This is a genomic window from Saccharopolyspora sp. NPDC002376 (assembly GCF_053593195.1).
In genome coordinates, this window is sequence record NZ_JBSFBZ010000044.1 from 20,156 (window position 1) to 37,934 (window position 17,779).

At 69.5% G+C, this 17,779-nt stretch carries 15 protein-coding genes; 4 read left to right on the top strand and 11 right to left on the bottom strand.

The features are described 5' to 3' along the window. Positions 1-131: 131 nt before the first annotated feature. The gene (locus ACWCO2_RS25790; RefSeq protein WP_450130343.1) at positions 132-893 is read left to right on the top strand and encodes a sulfite exporter TauE/SafE family protein; all 762 of its coding nucleotides are present in this window, start codon (positions 132-134) and stop codon (positions 891-893) included. 22 nt (positions 894-915) lie between these two features. Here the strand turns inward: ACWCO2_RS25790 and ACWCO2_RS25795 are convergent, their stop codons facing one another. The 3 genes from ACWCO2_RS25795 to ACWCO2_RS25805 form a co-directional block, all read right to left on the bottom strand. Then, a complete protein-coding gene (locus tag ACWCO2_RS25795) occupies positions 916-2,241 on the bottom strand; it encodes an MFS transporter (RefSeq protein ID WP_450130344.1) in 1,326 nt (441 codons plus the stop codon). A 113-nt stretch (positions 2,242-2,354) separates the two neighbouring features. Then, positions 2,355-3,968 (bottom strand): acyl-CoA synthetase, encoded by a 1,614-nt coding sequence (locus ACWCO2_RS25800; RefSeq protein ID WP_450130345.1) that lies wholly within the window; start codon positions 3,966-3,968, stop codon positions 2,355-2,357. A 34-nt stretch (positions 3,969-4,002) separates the two neighbouring features. Then, positions 4,003-4,806 (bottom strand): enoyl-CoA hydratase/isomerase family protein, encoded by an 804-nt coding sequence (locus ACWCO2_RS25805; protein ID WP_450130346.1) that lies wholly within the window; start codon positions 4,804-4,806, stop codon positions 4,003-4,005. 163 nt (positions 4,807-4,969) lie between these two features. On the opposite strand from ACWCO2_RS25805, the gene ACWCO2_RS25810 reads away from it, so the two are divergent. Beyond that, the gene (locus ACWCO2_RS25810) at positions 4,970-5,917 is read left to right on the top strand and encodes a LysR substrate-binding domain-containing protein (RefSeq protein WP_450130347.1); all 948 of its coding nucleotides are present in this window, start codon (positions 4,970-4,972) and stop codon (positions 5,915-5,917) included. Positions 5,918-5,999: 82 nt separating this feature from the next. Here the strand turns inward: ACWCO2_RS25810 and ACWCO2_RS25815 are convergent, their stop codons facing one another. From ACWCO2_RS25815 to ACWCO2_RS25835, 5 genes are all read right to left on the bottom strand, one after another. Beyond that, positions 6,000-7,376: a tripartite tricarboxylate transporter permease gene (locus tag ACWCO2_RS25815; RefSeq protein WP_450130348.1), complete on the bottom strand. Its 1,377-nt coding sequence runs from the start codon at positions 7,374-7,376 to the stop codon at positions 6,000-6,002. Then, positions 7,373-7,795, bottom strand: coding sequence for a hypothetical protein (locus tag ACWCO2_RS25820; RefSeq protein WP_450130349.1), 423 nt, complete (start codon positions 7,793-7,795; stop codon positions 7,373-7,375). The genes ACWCO2_RS25815 and ACWCO2_RS25820 overlap by 4 nt, the downstream gene beginning before the upstream one ends. After that, positions 7,792-9,069 carry a hydroxymethylglutaryl-CoA reductase, degradative gene (locus tag ACWCO2_RS25825; RefSeq protein ID WP_450130350.1) on the bottom strand — a complete coding sequence of 426 codons (1,278 nt, stop codon included), beginning with the start codon at positions 9,067-9,069 and terminating at the stop codon, positions 7,792-7,794. The genes ACWCO2_RS25820 and ACWCO2_RS25825 overlap by 4 nt, the downstream gene beginning before the upstream one ends. A gap of 207 nt (positions 9,070-9,276) precedes the next feature. Then, positions 9,277-11,217 (bottom strand): helix-turn-helix domain-containing protein, encoded by a 1,941-nt coding sequence (locus tag ACWCO2_RS25830; RefSeq protein ID WP_450130351.1) that lies wholly within the window; start codon positions 11,215-11,217, stop codon positions 9,277-9,279. A gap of 125 nt (positions 11,218-11,342) precedes the next feature. Beyond that, positions 11,343-12,392, bottom strand: coding sequence for an NAD(P)-dependent alcohol dehydrogenase (locus ACWCO2_RS25835; protein WP_450130352.1), 1,050 nt, complete (start codon positions 12,390-12,392; stop codon positions 11,343-11,345). A gap of 102 nt (positions 12,393-12,494) precedes the next feature. On the opposite strand from ACWCO2_RS25835, the gene ACWCO2_RS25840 reads away from it, so the two are divergent. Continuing rightward, positions 12,495-13,100, top strand: coding sequence for a TetR/AcrR family transcriptional regulator (locus ACWCO2_RS25840; RefSeq protein WP_450130353.1), 606 nt, complete (start codon positions 12,495-12,497; stop codon positions 13,098-13,100). On the opposite strand, the gene ACWCO2_RS25845 is transcribed toward ACWCO2_RS25840, so the two are convergent. Then, positions 13,091-13,897, bottom strand: coding sequence for a siderophore-interacting protein (locus ACWCO2_RS25845; protein WP_450130354.1), 807 nt, complete (start codon positions 13,895-13,897; stop codon positions 13,091-13,093). The genes ACWCO2_RS25840 and ACWCO2_RS25845 overlap by 10 nt on opposite strands. Positions 13,898-14,361: 464 nt before the next feature. On the opposite strand from ACWCO2_RS25845, the gene ACWCO2_RS25850 reads away from it, so the two are divergent. Beyond that, entirely contained in the window at positions 14,362-15,579 is a 1,218-nt protein-coding gene (locus tag ACWCO2_RS25850) for an MFS transporter (RefSeq protein WP_450130355.1), read from the top strand. Between the two features lie 263 nt (positions 15,580-15,842). On the opposite strand, the gene ACWCO2_RS25855 is transcribed toward ACWCO2_RS25850, so the two are convergent. Together ACWCO2_RS25855 and ACWCO2_RS25860 are read right to left on the bottom strand one after the other, a co-directional pair. Next, complete coding sequence (locus ACWCO2_RS25855; protein WP_450130356.1) at positions 15,843-16,691, bottom strand: NAD(+)/NADH kinase; 849 nt, start codon at positions 16,689-16,691, stop codon at positions 15,843-15,845. Positions 16,692-16,809: 118 nt separating this feature from the next. Then, a complete protein-coding gene (locus ACWCO2_RS25860) occupies positions 16,810-17,763 on the bottom strand; it encodes an aldo/keto reductase (protein ID WP_450130357.1) in 954 nt (317 codons plus the stop codon). Positions 17,764-17,779: the final 16 nt, after the last annotated feature.

Genomic DNA, 17,779 nt, shown 5'->3' on the forward strand with positions numbered 1-17,779 from the left:
CGACTCCACGGAGAGGACTCGCGACGGACTCTCCCCGGCGCGGAGCGGGATGCCCGCCGAGACCGATTCCCCTGCCGCGCTGCGGTTCTCGTCACGTTGTTCCCGCAGAGACCGGATTCGATGCTGGTCGCATGCTGGAGTTCATCGCCCTGTTGTTGGTCGGTGTCGCGGCGGGAGCGCTGAACGCCGTCGGCGGCGGAGGCACCTTCGTGGCACTGCCCGCGTTGGTGGCTGCGGGGCTGCCCGCCGTCACCGCGAACGCGTCGTCGACCGTGGCCCTGCTACCCGGCGCGCTCGCCAGCGCATGGGCATACCGGAACGAGCTGGTCCAGGTCGGGACCACGTCGAGGACCGCGCTGACCACGACCAGCCTGTTCGGCAGCGCGCTCGGCGCTGGACTGCTGCTGGTGCTGCCCTCCGAGTCGTTCCGCGTTGCGGTGCCCTGGCTTCTCGCGTTCGCAACCGTGGTCCTGGCCTTCGGCCGCAGCATTTCGCGACTGCTCTCGACCGCGATAGGCCATCCGGTCGACCTGAGCACCAGGAGTGTCCTCATCGGACAGTTCGTGCTGGCGGCGTACGGCGGCTACTTCGGCGGCGCGGTCGGGATCCTCATGCTGGCGTTCTGGAGCGTCGGACTCGGTCTCGATCCCGCGAAGGCCAACCCCACGCGCGTAGCGCAACTCGCCGCGATCTACGCCACGGCCACAGTCCTCTTCCTCGTCGCCTCCGACGTCTGGAGCTACCCAGCCCCAATCCTGGCCGTCCTGGTCGGCGCGATCGGCGGCGGCTTCGCCGGAGCCCGCCTCGCCCGCCGACTACCAGCCCCCGCCTTGCGCACCATCGTCCTGACCACGGCGGTCACCATGACCGTCCTGTACTTCCTCCGCAGTTGAGAGCGGGCAACGCCCAGCGCCGTCAGCGGATGGTCGTGCGGGACAGGGACAGCACCTTCGTCTCGGCGACCAGGAAGATCACCGCGAGCAGGCTGACGACCGCGACGCCCACCAGGTAGAAGGCCGGGGCGCTCGGGTTGCCGGAAGTCCCCACCAGCCAGGTGGCGACGAACGGCGCGGTGCCGCCGAACAGGACGTAGGCGGCGGTGTAGCCCATCGCCGATCCGCTGGCCCGGAGGTGCGCGGGGAACATCTCGACCATCGCCGGGACGTTGCTGGTACCGATCGTCGCCACCAGAACGGCCAGCACCGAACTGCCCACCGCCGCCCCGACCAAGCTGGTCTCCATGAGCAGGAACGAGGGCATGGTGAGCACCACGAACCCCCCGCAGGCGGCCAGCAGCATCGGACGCCGGCCGAAGCGGTCGCTCGCCATCGCCATCAACGGGCACGCCGCCGTGTAGGCCAGCATCGAAACCAGGTTGGCGAGCAGTGCCTCCGTCTTGCTGTAGCCCAGCGAGCTCGACATGTAGGAGATCATGTAGCTGCTCATGAAGTAGTAGCCCACCGCGTTGGTGATGCTGTAGGCGAACAGCGCGAAGATCTGCTTGCGGGCCACCTTGAGCGCGTCCCGGAGCGGGGTCCGGGTCTTGTTCTCCGCGCTCTCGAGCGTGCGGAACACCGGGGTGTCCGCGAGCCGGGAACGCAGGTAAAGGCCGATCGCGCCGAGCGGCCCGGCGATCAGGAACGGAATCCGCCAGCCCCAGGACTGCAGCGCGTCCTCGGAGAGCAAGCCGGTGAGCAGCACGCCCACCGCGGATCCGGCCACCGCCGCCACGCCGACGGTCATCGGCACGACGCTGGCGTAGCGCGCCCGCCGGCCTTCCGGCGCGTACTCCATGATGAACGAGGAAGCACCGGTGTACTCACCACCGGTGGAGAATCCCTGCACCATGCGCATGAGCAGCAGCAGGAGCGGCGCCGCCAGCCCGATGGCGGAGTACGTCGGCAGCAGCCCGATGAGCAGCGTCGAAGCGCTCATGCACAGCACGCTCAGCGCGAGCGCGCGGTTGCGCCCGATCCGGTCGCCGTAGCGGCCGAAGAACAGCGCCCCGAGCGGCCGGGCGACGAAGCCCGCGCCGAAGATCGCCCAAGTCGCCAGCAGCGCCGCAGCCGAGTCGAAGCGGGGGAAGAACAGCATCGCGATCGTGGCCGACATGACGGCGAAAGCACCGGAGTCGAACCACTCGACGAAGTTGCCGATGGCGGTGGCGATGGTGACCCGCCGCCTCGTTCGGGACACCTCCTGGCTCGTTGGACGTGCGGTGGCGAGCTGATCCGGCGACATATCCGAGCTCCTGTCCATTGTGTCCGGTACTTCGCCCGGCGTCTGTCATTGCAGTGAAACCGATGGGGTTCTGCGGTGGGGCACCGCTCCCGCCGGTGCCCCACCACCTCTTCTCAGCCCAGGTCACGCCGCCGCAGCTCGGCGCGCTGGATCTTCCCGGTGGCCGACCGCGGGAGCTGCGGATCGAACTCGACCAGCCGCGGGCAGGCGAACCGGGAGTGGTTCTCCTTGGCGAACGACATGATTTGCTCGCCCAGCTCCGGACTCGGCGAAAACCCGTCCGCCAGCTCGATCCACGCCTTGACCACCTGACCCCGGACCGGGTCCGGCAGGCCCACCACACCGGCGTCGGCGACCGCCGGGTGCTCGCGCAGCACCGCCTCGACCTCGTACGGGCCCACCCGGTAGCCGGAGGTCTTGATGATGTCGTCGGTGCGCCCGAGGAACCAGTAGTAGCCGTCGGAATCCACCACCGCCTGGTCCTTGGTGTGGTACCAGTCGCCGCCGAACTCCTTCGCCGACGCTTCGGGACGCCGCCAGTAGCCCAGCGGGAACTGCGGGTTGCTGCCCGCCCGCAGGCAGATCTCGCCCGGTTGCCCCGGTTCGACCGGCCGCTCCTGCTCGTCCAGCAGCGCCACGTCCCAGCCGGGCAGCGGACGCCCCATCGAGCCCGGTTTGACCGGAACACCCGGGAAGTTGCCCACCAGCGGGTAGGACTCGGTGGAACCGTAGTAGTCCAGCAGGGTCACGCCGAACTGCTCGTCGAACCACTCGATCAGATCGGCCGAGAGCGGCTCGTTGGCGCAGCACACCACGCGCAGCGACTGCGGGTAGCGGGTCCCGGCATCGGGGACGTCCGCGCGCATCTTGCGCACGAAGGTCGGGTTCACCAACGCCGTGGTGACCCGGTTGCGCGCCATTGCCGCCAGCAGCCCTTCCGGGTCGAACCCGGCCGCGGGCCGGTAGACCAGGTGCGTCGCGCCTGCCCGCAGCGGCCCCATGAGCTTGGCCATCGACCACGCCCAGTCGCCCGCGCCGTAGAAGACGTCCCCGGGCCGCAGGTCGTGGCAGTGCTCGAACTCGTTGTGCCCCAGCAGGGTTCGGTGCGCGTGCACGATCCCCTTCGCCTCGCCGGTCGTGCCCGAGGTGTAGAAGATCAGCGCGGGGTCGTCGGCTGCGGTATCGGCGGTGTCGAACTCCGCTGAGTGCCGCGCTATCGCCGGGTCGTCCACGCTGACCAGGCGCGCACCGGCCTCGTCGGCGAGCGGCCGGGCGCGGTCGAGCTCCGCCTGCTCGGTGACCAGCACGGTGCTGCCGGAGTCGACGAGCCGGTAGGAGATCGGCTCGTCCGCCCACAGCAGCGACATGGTCACCAGGACGGCCCCGGTGCGCAGCACGCCCAGGTAGGTCGCCGGTGTGTCCGGCCGCTGCGGCAGCAGCACCGCCACCCGGTCGCCTTTGCGGACCCCGAGCGCGTGCAGGTGCGCGGCCACCTGCGCGGACCGCTCGCGGACCTCCGCCCAGCTCACCTCCTGGTGCCGACCGGTGTGGTCTACGAAGACCAGCGCGGTCCGGTCGCCCGGGTGGTGGTCGGCGACGTCGGCGGCCATGTTGTAGCGCTCGGGCACCTGCCAGCGCTGACCGGCGATCAGCTCCCGGTAGGCGCGCTCGCCCGCGGCGAGGTCCTCGGGAGGCGCGGCTGGGGATCGGGATTCGATGGTGCTCATGCGGATCGGTGCGCTCCTGTTCGTGTGGTGGCGGTCAGCGGCGCTTGCTCAGGAAGCGGTCCATCTCGCGCTGCGGTTCGCCGGTGGCGTAGGCGGCGGCGTGCACCTTCTTCGCCGACTCGACGGCATCGGTGAGCGCCGCATCGTCGATCTCGCGCAGCCGCGCCTTGGTCAGCTCCACGGCGCCGGGCGGGAGTTCGGCGAGCTCCGCGGCGAGCGCGATCGCTTCGTCGAGCACGGCGTCATCGTCGACCAGCTTGGTCAGCAGTCCGAGCCGCTGGGCCTCCACTCCGTCCACCAGTTCCGCGGTGAGCGTGAATTCGATCGTCTTCGCCTTGCCGAGGATCTCCCACATCGCCCAGATCCCGGTGATGCTCGGAATTCCGGAACGCACTTCGGGCTGGCCCATGCGCACCCCGGCGTGCCCCACCCGAAGGTCGGCCAGCAGCGCGAACTGGAACCCGGAACCGGCGGTCACCCCGTTGATCGCGGCGATGGTGGGCTTGTCGATGTCGCGCAACGCCCGGTACAGCACGTCGAAGCTGTCGATCCAGGCCTCCGCCGCAGCGCGGTCGGACTGATCGATCGCGGCCGTCTCGGCGAGGTCCTGACCTGCGCAGAACGCCCGGCCGGAGCCGGTGATCACCACCGCGCGGCAGTCCTCGTCCGCGCTGAGCTCGGTGAAGATCTCCACCAGCCGGGTGCGCATGTCGTTCGTCCAGGCGTTCAGCTTGGCCGGCCGGTTGAGGGTGACCACGCCGACGGTGCCGCCGGGAATCGCTTCGCGCCGCAGCAGGACGGTCTCGGTGCTCGAAGCGGTGGCCGCTGGAACGTTCATGGGAATACCTCCGGGAGATCGCGAAAAGCGATCCGGGTTCGGTGAATGAGCGTGACAATTCGACGAAACCGGTCGGGCATCCGGAACCGGTACATGAAATGCAAGCAAGCGGGGCGGGACCGCGTCCAACACCATTCCGCTCCGGCGGTGATATCAAAGCGATATGGAACTCCGCCACCTGCGCTACTTCACCGTGCTGGCCGAGGAGCTGCACTTCGGCCGCGCGGCCGCCCGGCTGCACATGGCGCAGCCACCGCTGTCGCAGCGCATCCGCGACCTGGAACGGGAGCTCGGGGTTCAGCTCTTCGACCGCGGCCGCCGCCAGGTCACGCTCACTGAAGCCGGGGCGCTGCTGTTGGAGCACTCACGCCGGGTGTTGGAGAGCGCGGAGTCGGCGCAGGAGGCGATGCGACGGCTGCGCCCCGGCGAGAACGGCGTCGTGCACGTCGGCATCCCGCCGGACACGATGCCCGTCACGCTGCGCACCCTGCTGCACGAGTTCGCCGAGCGAGCCCCCGACGTGCTGGTCGACCTGCACGAGCTCACCACCGACGAACAGCTGGCGGCGCTGCGGGATGGCAGCCTGGACGCGGCGATGGTCCGCCATCCCTGCGACATCTCGGGCCTGGACTCCAGCGCGGTCGTGCGCCGCGCGCTCGGCGTGCTGCTCCCCGTCGAACATCCGCTCGCCGATTCCGAGCAGGTGCGGCTGCGCGACCTCAACGGGCAGCCGCTGGTGATCTTCCCGCGGGCGATGGCGCCGATGCTCTACGACCACGTCCTGTCGATCTGCCGCGCGGAGGGTTTCCGCCCCGGCGCGATCCGGCACGCGCGCAACCCGAACTTCGTGCACGGCCTGGTCCTGGCCGGACGCGGGGTGCACCTCAACGAGCCGCCGCCGGGCGAGCCGCGCAAGGGGCTGGTGTGGCGGCCGTTGGAGGATTCCCCGCTGTCCTGGCGGACTTCGGTGGTGTGGGTGCCGCGGCGGAGGCATGCCGCCATCGACGCTTTCGCCGCAGTCGCCACCACCGGCCTGGCCGCTGCCGGCCACCACCCGGAGGAACCGCCCGAGCGCGACGCGGACGCTCCGGTGCCGACCCGCGATCCGTGAGGGACTCGTTGCAGTGCGGCGCAAAACGCGAATGCCGGCCTGCCACGCGCGGTGGCAGACCGGCTTCGGGAAGCGGGTCCCGTCAGGCCAGGCCGATGACCTTGGGGACGAAGAGGATCGCGACGTAGTAGGCCATGAACTGGACTCCTGCGTTCATGCCGAACAGGCGGTTGGCCACACCTGCGAAGGTGGCGATCAGCAGCGTCGCCGCCACACCGAAAGCACCGCCCTCGTACCAGGAGATCACCACGATCAACCCGGCGAAGGCCCCGATCAGCGCTTCGTGGCTGACCTTCCGCATCACCCACAGGCTCGCCGAACGGGCGAAGTTCATGCTCAACGGGTACGCGACGATCGCCGCCAGCGCCACGCCGACCAGACCGAACACCAGGAACTGCCAGGTGGACATCATGGTGTGCAGGTTGTGCACCTGGCCGGTCGCCTCGTCGACGCCGTACACCGGCGGGGCGTTGAACAGCGGTGCGGCCGGGCCGGCGGCGACCGGGCTCAGCGGCAGGCCGAAGGCGACGAGCGGGATCAGCGTCTCCGCGAGGTACGTCGACTCCGTCGTGCCGTTCTTGACCGCCAGCACGGAGGTCAGCCGCTCGTAGACGTGCTTGATGCGGGAACCGACGAGCTCGCCCGCGAGCACCGTCGTCGCGACCGGGCTGAACACGAAGGTCGTCGAGCTGATCCCGGCGGCGGCCGACGTCATCGCGATCTGCTTCGGGCTGAGGACCTTCGCGGGATTGGGCAGGTAACCGCTCCAGTCCTTGACCTCCGGCCCCAGCCAGAACACCTTGCGACCGGTGGTGGGCATCGCCGATCGCCCGGAGCGGGAAGCCAGCTGGAGCAGGTCGGCGATCAGCGGTCCCACGGCGATGCCGAGGAAGAAGCTGATGCTCAGGGTTTCGCCGATGACGTCCTTCGACAGCGCGTTGACCGCCGTCACCAGCAGGACGAACGGCACGATGCACGCGATGCTGGTCCAGCGGCCGGGCGAGAAGTACCCGATCAGCACCGCCGCGACGACGAAGACGTACGGCGCGGCGGCGGTGATGTGGGTGCCCAGCGGTGCCAGCACCGCGGCGAGCCCGACCGCCACCGGCACCGCGATGAACGCGGACAGGATCGCGCCCGAGATCGCCTTGCGCAGCGCGATGTGCGGAATCCCCAGCCGCCGGAGCATGTTCGCCTCTGGCAGCAGCGGCACCGCGGTGGTGTCGCCGGGGATGCCCAGCAGGGTGGTCGGGATGGCGTGGGTCATGTGCTTGGACACCGCCGCCGCGATGAAGAAGGTGAACACCCCGACGGGTGGGACGCCGAGCATCACCACCAGCAGCGTCAGCGGCGCGAGCGTCGCCGTTTCGTCGGTGCCGGAGACCATGCCGATCGCGGAGAACACCACGGCACCGATCAGGCCCATGCTCAGGGCGATCAGAATCTCGTTGAGGATCACGACCGGCCCTCCGGATTCCGCTTCTCGGCCTGGGCGAACGCGTCGTGGAGCCCGACCGAGCGCAGCTCCCGAGCTGCGTGCGGCGACAGCACGCCGGTGGATCCCATGCCGTTGGTCGCCACGACTTCCTCGATCGCGGCCAGGTGCTCCTCGGGTGAGAGCGCGTGCTCATGCACGATGCGCTTGGGCGGGAACAACTTCGCGCACACCACCGCAGCCACCAGGCACCCGAGCAGTCCCGCCAGCAGCGCGTAGCCGTCCCGCAGCTCCGGGCTCACCGCCGCATCGCGCAATGCCCGCTCCGCCACCAGCAACGCACCCAAACCCGTTGCGGCGCCGAGCAGAACCGACAGCCACAGGTGCTTCGGGTTGACCGCGTCACCCCACACCTGCACGTACTGCTCCGACTCCGGGCTCACCGCCCGGCCTCCGCGCGCAGTTCGCCCAAGACCTTCTCCGCGTGGTCAATGCGGATCGCCTTGTCGCCGACCAACCGCGCCACGACGGCGGACAACTCCACGTCCGTCGCTCCGGCGGCGACAGCGACGTTGCGGGCGTGCAACGACATGTGGCCGCGCTGGATCCCTTCGGTGGCCAAAGCCCGCACTGCGGCGAAGTTCTGCGCCAGTCCGACCGCGGCGATGATCTCGGCCAGCTCAGCGGCGGTGGACACCCCCAGAACCTGCACAGCACGCTGTGCGACGGGGTGGACCTTGGTCGCTCCACCGACCAGCCCCACGGCCATCGGGAGTTCGAGGGTGCCGACCAGGTTTCCGTCGGTGTCCTGCTCGAACCGCGAAAGCGCCGTGTAGCGCCCGTCCTGGCCGATCGCGTGCGAGTGCGCACCGGCTTCCACGGCGCGCGTGTCGTTCCCAGTCGCGAGCACCACCGCGGTAATGCCGTTCATGATCCCCTTGTTGTGAGTCGCCGCCCGGTACGGGTCGGCCTCAGCCAGGGCCGCAGCGTGGACGATGTCGGCGACGACTTCAGCACCGCCGACCAACTCGGCGTCGAAGACCGCCCGGGCCCGGGCCAGCCGCAGATCGGCCTTGTTGGTCAGGATCCGCAGCAGCGGCCGGCCACCTGCGATCTGCGCGGCGCGGTCCGCGATCGCCTCGGCCATCGTGTTGACCGCATTCGCTCCCATCGCATCCCGCACGTCCACCACGAGGTGCGCGACGACGTAGCGCTGCACGCGCGACTCCACCAGCCGCACCACGAGGTCGCGGACGCCACCGCCGAACTCGACCAGTCGCGGATCCTGCTGGTCGGCGAGCGCGATCAGCTCCTGCCGAGCTTCCAGCAGCCGCAGCCGGGCGGCCTCCGGGTCGGCGACGTCGACGATCTGCACCTGGGCCTGCATGATCGGTTCGGTGGACGAGGTCGTGAAACCCCCGCGCACGCGGGCGATCCGGGCGGCGTTGCTGGCCGCGGCAACCACGGACGGTTCCTCGGTGGCCATGGGCACCAGCACGTCGCGACCGTTGATCGTGAAGTTGGTGGCCACGCCCAGCGGGACGCCGAGCACGCCCACTACGTTCTCGATCATGTTGTCGGCCTGCTCCAGGCCCAGCCCGGAGCGCGGGTCGAACACGGACAGCGCGTCCTCGTCCGCCCCCGCGTGAGCCGCTACCAGCTCCCGCCGCTGAGCGACGGAGAGGTCCTTGAAGCCTGCAAGTCGACTGGTCGACATCGTTCCTCCTGTGCACCCCGGCCCGTTGAGAGCGCCGGGCACCGGCGGCCGACCTCGTCGCTGAACGTCCGAGCGGCCGCATCGCCGTTCCGTATGCGGAGGAACTGTAAGTGCGGACCGCCACACCGGGACATGGACCAACAGTCCACTATCGGCATCGGCGGATGGAACGATCGCACACATCCGTCGCGGTCGGCGAGACCCCGATCACGCAGCGCTGCGGGACTGCAACACCTGCAAGCGCACCGCCACGGAGATGCGGAAGAACGGCTCCGGATCGCGCCAGGAACGACCGAGCAAGCGGGTGATCCGGTCGATGCGCTGCAACACGGTGTTCGTGTGCACGTCCATCAGCCTGGCCGTGCGGACCGGACTGGCATTGCAGTCGACGAAGTGGCGCAGGGTGGCCTGCAAGTCCGTGCCTCGCTCGACGTCCCAACGCAGAACAGGGCCGATCATGCGGTCGATGAACTGGTGCACCCCGTCCGGTTCGCGCGCGAACATCGAGGTGTACGGCGCGTACTCATCGGCATCGGCCGCAGTTGCGTCGACCCCCAGGGCGGTGAGGACCCGACTGCAGTCCCGGACAGCGCCGAAACGGGCGCTGAGCTCAGCGATCGTCTCGGCCGGTCGTGCGGCCACCGTGAGCACTTCGTCGATCCCCGCAGCCGCGCACACCCGGTCGCGCACAACCGCGGCGGCGTCGCGCGGATCGGCTCCCGGCACGACGAGCGTGACGATGCCCTCCACTTCACCGGCCAACCCCGCCGTCGCCGCCAGTGCGTGGGCCGCGCGCAGTGCTGCGCGTCGGTGCTCAGGAGCGAGCACCGCGATCACGACCGTGCGCAGGTCCTCCGGACGCACGCGCCGCGCGCGGAGCCGGGGCTCCAGGTCGGAATGCCGCCGCACATCGGGGCTGAGGACGTCGTTGAGCAGCTCGCCGCGGACCCTGTCCTCGGCGTAACGGACCGCGTCCTGCTTGAGGGTGAGCAGCGCGGTGATCTGCGCTGCCCGCTCGATGGTGCGCTGCTCAACTGCGCCGAGCTCCACCGCGCCATCACCGATGAGCAAGCCGCCGAGCACCATGTCACCGGCCAGCACCGCGACTGCGGCGCGGAAATCGCCGACCGACGGGTCGAGCAGCGTGCACCTCGCCGACTGCTGGCTGGCCGCGAGGGCGGACCGGACGGGCGGTGAGTCGAGCACCGCCGCTGCGCCGCCGTCAGATGAAGCGAGCAGGGCATGGTTCTCGTCGACGATCACCACGGGGCGCTCCAACGCGGCGCTCAACGTCCTGGCGACATCGGTCGCTCCCCCGCCGCGCAAGACCGCCGCCGTCAGCTCCTCGTGCACCTGGCCGGCGCGTTCCATCGCCTCGACGTGCTGGGCCAGTTCGGCGTACGCGTGCTGGGTCTCCACCGCGGAATCGCGTGCCTGCGCGAGCAATCGGGTCGTCTGCAGGACGACCGCGACGTTGTCGGCGAAGGCCGACAGCAGCGCGACCTCCTCCGGCGAGAACGTGTGCTCGCTGCGGTTCGCGGCGAAGAGCACTCCTAGGACCTGCTCGCCCGCGATCAGCGGAACGCCGAGGATGGACACCAGACCTTCGGCCCGGACGGCGGTGTCGATGCTGTCGGCGTGCGGCACGTCGTGCAGCTGCTCGTAGCGCGAAGTCCACTGCGGTGCGCGCGATTCCACGATCTTGCCGGCCAGCCCGGTGTGCGGCGGCACCCGGAGCTGCTGGAAGGCGACCGCGACCGCACCGGCAGTGGACCGGACCCGCAACTCGCGGGTGTCCTCGTCGAACTCCGACAGGTAGGTCACGTCGGTACCGGCGAGGTCGTGCGCGCGATGGACCAGCCTGGTGATCAGCTCGTCCACGTCGTGCAGCGCAGCGAGTTCCCGCGCGCAGGAGAACAGCGCGGACAGCTCCTGACCGCGCCGGTTCAGCCGGGCCATCGCCCCTTGCAGCTCGCGCACCCGCTGACCGACCTGCGACACCGCTGCCGCGTCGAGCTGTTCGGCGGTCAGCAGTTCCGCCACGGCGTCGTGCTCGTCCGGTCGCCCCTTCGCCGCCAGGTCGAGCAACGCCAGGACCGCATCGACCGAGATGGCCCCGCCGCCGGTGGCCGATCCTGGAGTGCTCATCGATCCCACCTGTGCGAATGGAAGTCCTGCGCAGGCATCGTACGCAGGTCGCCTGCCGAGGCAGGCGACCTGCGGGACAGCCAGGCGCCGCCGGAGGTTCCGGCAGCGCCCGCGCGTTCAGCGGGTCAGGCGCCGATGGTGGCTGCGTCGATGACGAAGCGGTAGCGGACGTCGCTGTTCTCGACTCGCTCGTAGGCTTCGTTGACGCGGTCCGCGGAGATCAGCTCGATCTCCGAGCCGATGCCGTGCTCGGCGCAGAAGTCCAGCATCTCCTGGGTTTCGGCGATGCCGCCGATCATCGATCCGGCCAGCACCTTGTTGCCGCCCAGCAGGGAGAACGCGCTGTAGGACAGCGGTTCGCCGGGTGCTCCGACGTTGACCATCGCGCCGCCGATGCGCAGGAGGCCGAGGTAGGCGTCGATCGGGAGCTTCGCCGAGACCGTGTTCAGGATCAGGTCGAAGTGGCCCTTCAGCGCCTCGAAGGTCGACTCGTCGCCGGTCGCGTAGTAGTGCTTCGCGCCGAGCTTGAGGCCGTCCTCCTGCTTCTTCAGGGTCTGGCTGAGCACCGTCACCTCGGCGCCCATCGCGGCGGCCAGCTTGACCGCCATGTGCCCCAGTCCGCCGAGGCCGACCACGGCGACCTTCTTGCCCGGTCCCGCACCCCACTGGCGCAGCGGCGAGTAGGTGGTGATGCCCGCGCACAGCAGCGGCGCGGCGACGTCCAGGTCGATGCCTTCCGGGATCCGGCACACGAAGGCGTCCTTCACCACGACCTGCTGGCTGTAGCCGCCGTAGGTGTTCTCGCCGTCGTAGCCGACGCCGTTGTAGGTCTGGACGTTTCCCTTGACGCAGAACTGCTCGCGATCGGCCTGGCAGTACTCGCACTCGCCGCAGGAGTCGACCATGCAGCCGACGCCGACCCGGTCGCCGACCTGGTACTTCGTCACGTCCGAGCCGACCGCGGCGACGACACCGGCGATCTCGTGGCCGGGGACCATCGGGAAGATCGCCTGGCCCCAGTCCTCCTTGACCTGGTGGATGTCGCTGTGGCAGATGCCGGCGTAGGCGATGTCGATCAGCACGTCGTCCGGCCGCAGGTCACGTCGTTCGATCGTCGTCGGCGCCAGGGGTGCACCCGGCGCCGGTGCGGCGATGGCGTGCGTGATCGTGCTCATGAAATCCTCCAAGGAACAGCTGGCCCCGATTGTAAGAGGGCTCTTACATTGGAGACGCATGAGCGCACGCGCATATTCCGAACCGAAGTTGTGACCTGAGACATGGGCGGCAAGTACCACCACGGCGACCTGCGCGATGAGCTCGTGCGCGTCTCGCTCGACCTGATCGCCGAGCGCGGTCCGGCGGGCTTCTCGGTGGCCGAGGTGGCGCGGCGCGCCAAGGTCAGCCCGGCCGCGCCGTACCGGCACTTCCCGGAGCGCGAGAGCCTCCTGGCCGCTGCGGCAGCAACCGTCGCACGCCAACTCGCGGAACGCGTGCGAAGCGCCGTCTCCGGCCACGACGCCCCGGTGGACGCGCTCGCCGCAGCGGCCGGGGCCTACACCGGTTACCTGCTCGAACGCCGAGCCGGCATGAACGTCATCTACGCGGACGGCTTGCAGGGCGCCAAGCACGCCGAGCTGCACGAGCAGACCCGACGGCTCACCGACCAGTTCCTGATGCTGTGCCTAGCGGTGTCCGACGGCCCGCAGGAGGCGCTGGAACTGATGGAGCAGCTGTTCACCCAAGCCCACGGCTACGGCATGTTCTGGCTCGACGGCGTCTTCACCAAGCAGGGCTACTCCCCCGAGCAGGTCGTGCGGAAGTCCACGGCAGCGGCCCGCGTGGTCATCGAAGGCCACCGACGTGGAGAGTCCACTCAGGACTGAGGCGCGGCCTCTTGGCGGGCGAATTCGGACTTCCACTCGCGGAAGCTCTCCTCGGTCCGGCCCTTGCGCCAGTAGCCCGAGATCGACACCTGGTCGCGGGTCAGCCCCCGCTCGCGGAGCAGGTACGGCCGCACGCGGCGCATGACCTCGCCGGCTTCGCCGTGCACGAAGGCGTGCACCCGGCCCGGCAGCCAGTCCAGCTCGCGCACCGCCGCCTCGAGCACGCCGTCCGCGCCGAGCTCGGACCGGTGGAGGAACGTCACCTCACCCTGAGCCGGGACGTCGAGCTTCGGTTCGTCGGCCACGGAGTCGACGAGCACGATCGCGCGGACCACGGCGTCCTCGTCGAGGTCCTCCAGCGCCGCCGTGATCGCCGGCAGCGCGGTCTCGTCGCCCACCAGCAGATGCCAGTCGGCCGCGCGGTCGGGCCGGTAGCCGCCGCCGGGACCGTTGACGAGCAGCTCGTCACCAGGTCCGGCTGACGCCGCCCACCGACCCGCGACGCCTTCGTCGCCGTGCAGCACGAAGTCGATGGCCATGGTGCCGGTCTCGACGTCGGGGAACAGCGCCGTGAAGGTGCGGACGGTCGGCATGTCCTCGGCGGGCAGCACGCCGCGCAGCGCGCGGACGTCGATCGGATCAGGGTAGGTCACGCCTTCCTTGGGGAAGATCAGCTTGACGTACCTGTCGGTGCAGGCGCTGTCGGCGAACGCCGACAGGTCGTCGCTGCGGAACCACACCCGCCGCAGGCAGGACGTCACCAGCTCGGCGCTGGTCACAGTCAGGTAAGTCGTCATCAGACTCCTCAGCTCGCCGGTGCAACCACTTCGTTAGGCAAGCCTAACTTGCTCCACAACCCGCAAGCCACCACGGGTTCCACCCAGCAGGAGTTCCGAGGCCAGCGAGGGTGGTCAATTTCGCGAGAAATTGACGTTCACCCGGGTCTCAGTGACAGCGGCGCGTAGCGCCACCTTGGGGGGTGGCGGTCGGGCGAAGGACTGGCCCAATTTCTCGCGAAATTGACCACCCCAAGGGTGACGCCAGCACTACGGGACGGGACTGCGGACTCGAGATGGCGGACCATTCTTGCATTTTCGCTGGTATCGAAAGTCCATAGTGGATAGTTGGGCCGAGTCCAGCTATTGAGCTGGAGAGCCTATGATGATCTTTGGTTTGGGGCCCATCAGGTTCCCGCCGTCACCCGACGCAGCGAACATCTCGCGTCGGCGCATTCAGCCAGCCGTCCGGCACCGGAAGACGTATGTCCACCCTCACCCCGATCGCCACCGAGCCGACGCCGCCGATCCGCCCCGCGGCGGCGCCTCCAACGCGCCCGCGGTGGTGGCACGTCCTCGCGATCGTGGCGGCCGCGTTCAACGCCCGCACCGCGGTGACGGCGGTCGGCGCGGCACTGCCCGAGATCCGCGCGGCGCTGGGACTCGGCACCGGGGCGGTCGTGGTCCTCACCGCACTGCCGTGCCTCTGCATCGCCGCGACGACCTCCCTCGTGCCGCTCCTCCAGCGCCGCATGGGCGCGCGAACCGGAGTCGTGCTGTTCCTGGGTTTCCTCGTGACCGGGCAGGCGATTCGCGTCGCCGAAGGCCAGTGGTTGCTGCTCGCGGGAACCGCCCTGGCCTGCTGCTCGATCGGAGGGATGCAGGTCCTGCTGCCCGCCGTCTGCCAGCAGATCGGTGGTCCCCGCGCCGCCGCGCTCACGATGTTGTCGGCCAGCACGATCGGCGCCGGAGCCGCCACCGCGACGGCGACAACCCCGTGGTTGACCGAGGTGGGCGGCTGGCGAGCTGGGCTGGGCGCGTGGATCATCCCGGTGGTGGTAGCACTCCTGCTGTGGGCACCGCTGGCGCAAAGCAGCACTCCGCAAATCACCGCCCCACAGCTCATAAAGCCGCGTCGCTCGCTGCTCCGAAGCTCCCGCGCCTGGTACCTGACCATGTTCATGGGCTTGCAATCCCTGCAATCCCTGTCTCTGCTGTCCTGGCAACCGGTCCTGCTTCGAACCACGGGTGCCGACCCCAGCCGGGCCGCCGCGCTCAGCACCGACACTCTCGTGGTCAGCATCGCTGCGTCCGCGATCATCACGGCTTCCTGCTACCGCAAGACCACGCGCATCGGCCACTGGATGGTGCTGACGACCTGCAGCGGCGGAATCGGCCTGCTAGGGCTGCTCATCGCCCCGTCCGCCACACCGATCCTGTGGGCAGCACTGCTCGGAGTCGGCATGGCAGCCCTCGCCCCCGCGATGGCCGCCATCCCGGCGTACGCCGTCGGCGACGAGACGACCCGCCTGTCGGCGATGGTCCAAGGCTTCGGCTACCTGCTCGCCGCAATCGGCCCCGCCCTCATCGGCGCCCTCACAGACGCCACCAGCAACGCCGAGTGGACCCTGACCGCCCTCCTGTTCTGCTCCCTCGTCCAACTCCTCTTCGCCACCCTCACCACCCGGCCACCTGAAACCTGAGTCAGGCCAAAGTCCGGGCCCGCCTGCCGAAGACCGCGCTGGTCAACGCGCGTGATGTACAACCGCTGTTCACGGGCGGTGACGTCTGTCGATTTTGCCTGAAACTGGCTCACCACCCAACCGCATGCTTCCGTCGAAAACGGTGCCAGTTTTAGGCAAAAATCGCCTCGCACCTCAGGCGACCACCTACCGCTTTGAGCCCGAAGCAACCCCGTCGTGAAGTCGCACCCGCACCGGATCGTCCGCGCTGTATCCCCGCTCGGTCAGACGGTTGGGGAGCCGGTGAGGCGAAGTTTTCGTTGGGCCCGTTGGTAGAAGGTGGTGTTTCCGAGGCGGACGACTCGGGCCGCTGCTGGTTCGACGGTGATGTCGACGAGGGTTCCCGGTTGTGGGCGGGCGACCAGCCTGCCGTCGACCTCGACGCCGAGCTCGCCGCTGGTGGGGAGGATCCGCAGGGCCAGGTCCTCGCGCTCGGACAGGAACAGGGCTCGGTTGAAGGCGGAGTGCGGCGCCACCGGCGTGATCAGCAGGCCTTCGACGCGGGGTGACACGATCGGCCCACCTGCGGAGAAGCTGTACGCCGTGGAGCCCGTCGGGGTCGCGACGACGATCGCGTCAGCGGAGTAGCGGACGAACGGGTGCCCCTCGATGTGGACCTCGATCGCAGCCATCGCGTGACCGGGCGAGCGCAGCAGCGCAACGTCGTTGAACGCGATCGCGGTGCGGTCCGAGCTCGTGATGTGCAGGCCTGAGCGCGTCTCGATCGTGAAGCGGTCCTCGTCGATCGCGCACAGCGCTGCTTCCAGCTCGTGCGTGTCGATCTCGGGCAGGAAGCCCAACCGCCCCAGGTTCACGCCCAGCACCGGCGTGCCGTCCCCGTACGCGATCCGCAGCGCGCGCAGCATGGTCCCGTCGCCACCGAGGCTGACCACCAGATCCGCCCGCTGACCCAATTCTTCCGAGGTCAGCGCCGTGATCGACGGCTGACTCTCCCCGGCGATGCCGACGACTTCGATGCCGCGCGCGGCCGCCCACTCCGCGATCACCCCGACCACTCCGGCACAGTCCCGGCGCGGATGCTGGACCAGACCGACTGCCTTGATCGAGCCCATGGCCCCGCCCCCTCCCGTCGCGGACCACGCACCCCGCATTGTCCGATCCGAAGCGTCACCGCGCTCGGCCAGCACATCCGTTCGAGACGAGTCCGATGTGGATGGTCGCTGGCCCGGCTCAGGGCAGGGCTTCGCCTCGGGCGGCGATCCAGAGGCGGTACCACTCCTCGTGGGTGAGTTCCGGTTCCCGCTCGGCCGCGTCTCGGCAGGCCTGGATGCGGTCGGGATTCGTCGTTCCGATGACCGGTGCGATCCGGGCCGGGTGGCGCTGGAGCCACCAGAGCACGATCGCCTCCGGGGTGGCGCCCTTGGCCTCGGCCAAGTCGGCGACGAGCTGCGCCGTTGCCCGTTCGGTCGGGCTCTGCTGACGGCCGGTGAAGCGCCCCTTCGCGAGAGGTCCCCATGCCTGCAGGCTGATGTCGTTCATCCGGCAGTGCTCGATCGTCCCAGCTGGGAAACCGTTCGCCGCGCCTGCGGAGGTGTTCACCAGGACCCCGGACTCGACCCAGTCGCGGCGGAGCAGGCTCATCTCGAGCTGGTTGGCGATCAGCGGCACGCCGAGGTGCGCTTGCAGGTTCGCGATCTGCGCGGCGTTCATGTTGGACACGCCGAAGTGGCGGACCAGGCCCTGCTCGTGCAGCGACATGAGTCCCTTGGCGATGTCCTCCGGGTCGGCGAGCGGGTCCGGGCGGTGCAGCAGGAGCACGTCGATCACGTCGGTGCGCAGCCGGGTGAGGCTCTCCTCGGCCCGCTGGACGATGCTGCGACCACGCAGGTCGTAGATCCCGGGCCGGTCGCCGTCGGCCAGCCGGATTCCGCACTTGGTCTGCAGCACGATGCGCTCGCGCAACCCGGGCGTGCGGGCCAGGACCTCGCCGAACGCCGCTTCGGACTTGCCGTGCCGGTAGATGTCGGCGTGGTCGAACATGCTGATCCCGACGTCCAGCGCCGCCTGGATCGCGGTCTCCGCCTCGGCGATGTCGCCAGCGCCGAGAGGTTCGGTGTCCCAACTCCCGCCGAGCCCCATGCAGCCGTACAACACGCGATGGTCGCGCACACTCACCTCAGTCACGCAGGGCATCGTTCCA

Excerpts from the sequence above, each read along its gene's own strand:
- ACWCO2_RS25790 (WP_450130343.1), top strand. The coding sequence starts at position 132 with ATGCTGGAGTTCATCGCCCTGTTGTTGGTCGGTGTCGCGGCGGGAGCG.
- ACWCO2_RS25795 (WP_450130344.1), bottom strand. The coding sequence starts at position 2,241 with ATGTCGCCGGATCAGCTCGCCACCGCACGTCCAACGAGCCAGGAGGTG.
- ACWCO2_RS25800 (WP_450130345.1), bottom strand. The coding sequence starts at position 3,968 with ATGAGCACCATCGAATCCCGATCCCCAGCCGCGCCTCCCGAGGACCTC.
- ACWCO2_RS25805 (WP_450130346.1), bottom strand. The coding sequence starts at position 4,806 with ATGAACGTTCCAGCGGCCACCGCTTCGAGCACCGAGACCGTCCTGCTG.
- ACWCO2_RS25810 (WP_450130347.1), top strand. The coding sequence starts at position 4,970 with ATGGAACTCCGCCACCTGCGCTACTTCACCGTGCTGGCCGAGGAGCTG.
- ACWCO2_RS25825 (WP_450130350.1), bottom strand. The coding sequence starts at position 9,069 with ATGTCGACCAGTCGACTTGCAGGCTTCAAGGACCTCTCCGTCGCTCAG.
- ACWCO2_RS25830 (WP_450130351.1), bottom strand. The coding sequence starts at position 11,217 with ATGAGCACTCCAGGATCGGCCACCGGCGGCGGGGCCATCTCGGTCGAT.
- ACWCO2_RS25835 (WP_450130352.1), bottom strand. The coding sequence starts at position 12,392 with ATGAGCACGATCACGCACGCCATCGCCGCACCGGCGCCGGGTGCACCC.
- ACWCO2_RS25840 (WP_450130353.1), top strand. The coding sequence starts at position 12,495 with ATGGGCGGCAAGTACCACCACGGCGACCTGCGCGATGAGCTCGTGCGC.
- ACWCO2_RS25845 (WP_450130354.1), bottom strand. The coding sequence starts at position 13,897 with ATGACGACTTACCTGACTGTGACCAGCGCCGAGCTGGTGACGTCCTGC.
- ACWCO2_RS25850 (WP_450130355.1), top strand. The coding sequence starts at position 14,362 with ATGTCCACCCTCACCCCGATCGCCACCGAGCCGACGCCGCCGATCCGC.
- ACWCO2_RS25855 (WP_450130356.1), bottom strand. The coding sequence starts at position 16,691 with ATGGGCTCGATCAAGGCAGTCGGTCTGGTCCAGCATCCGCGCCGGGAC.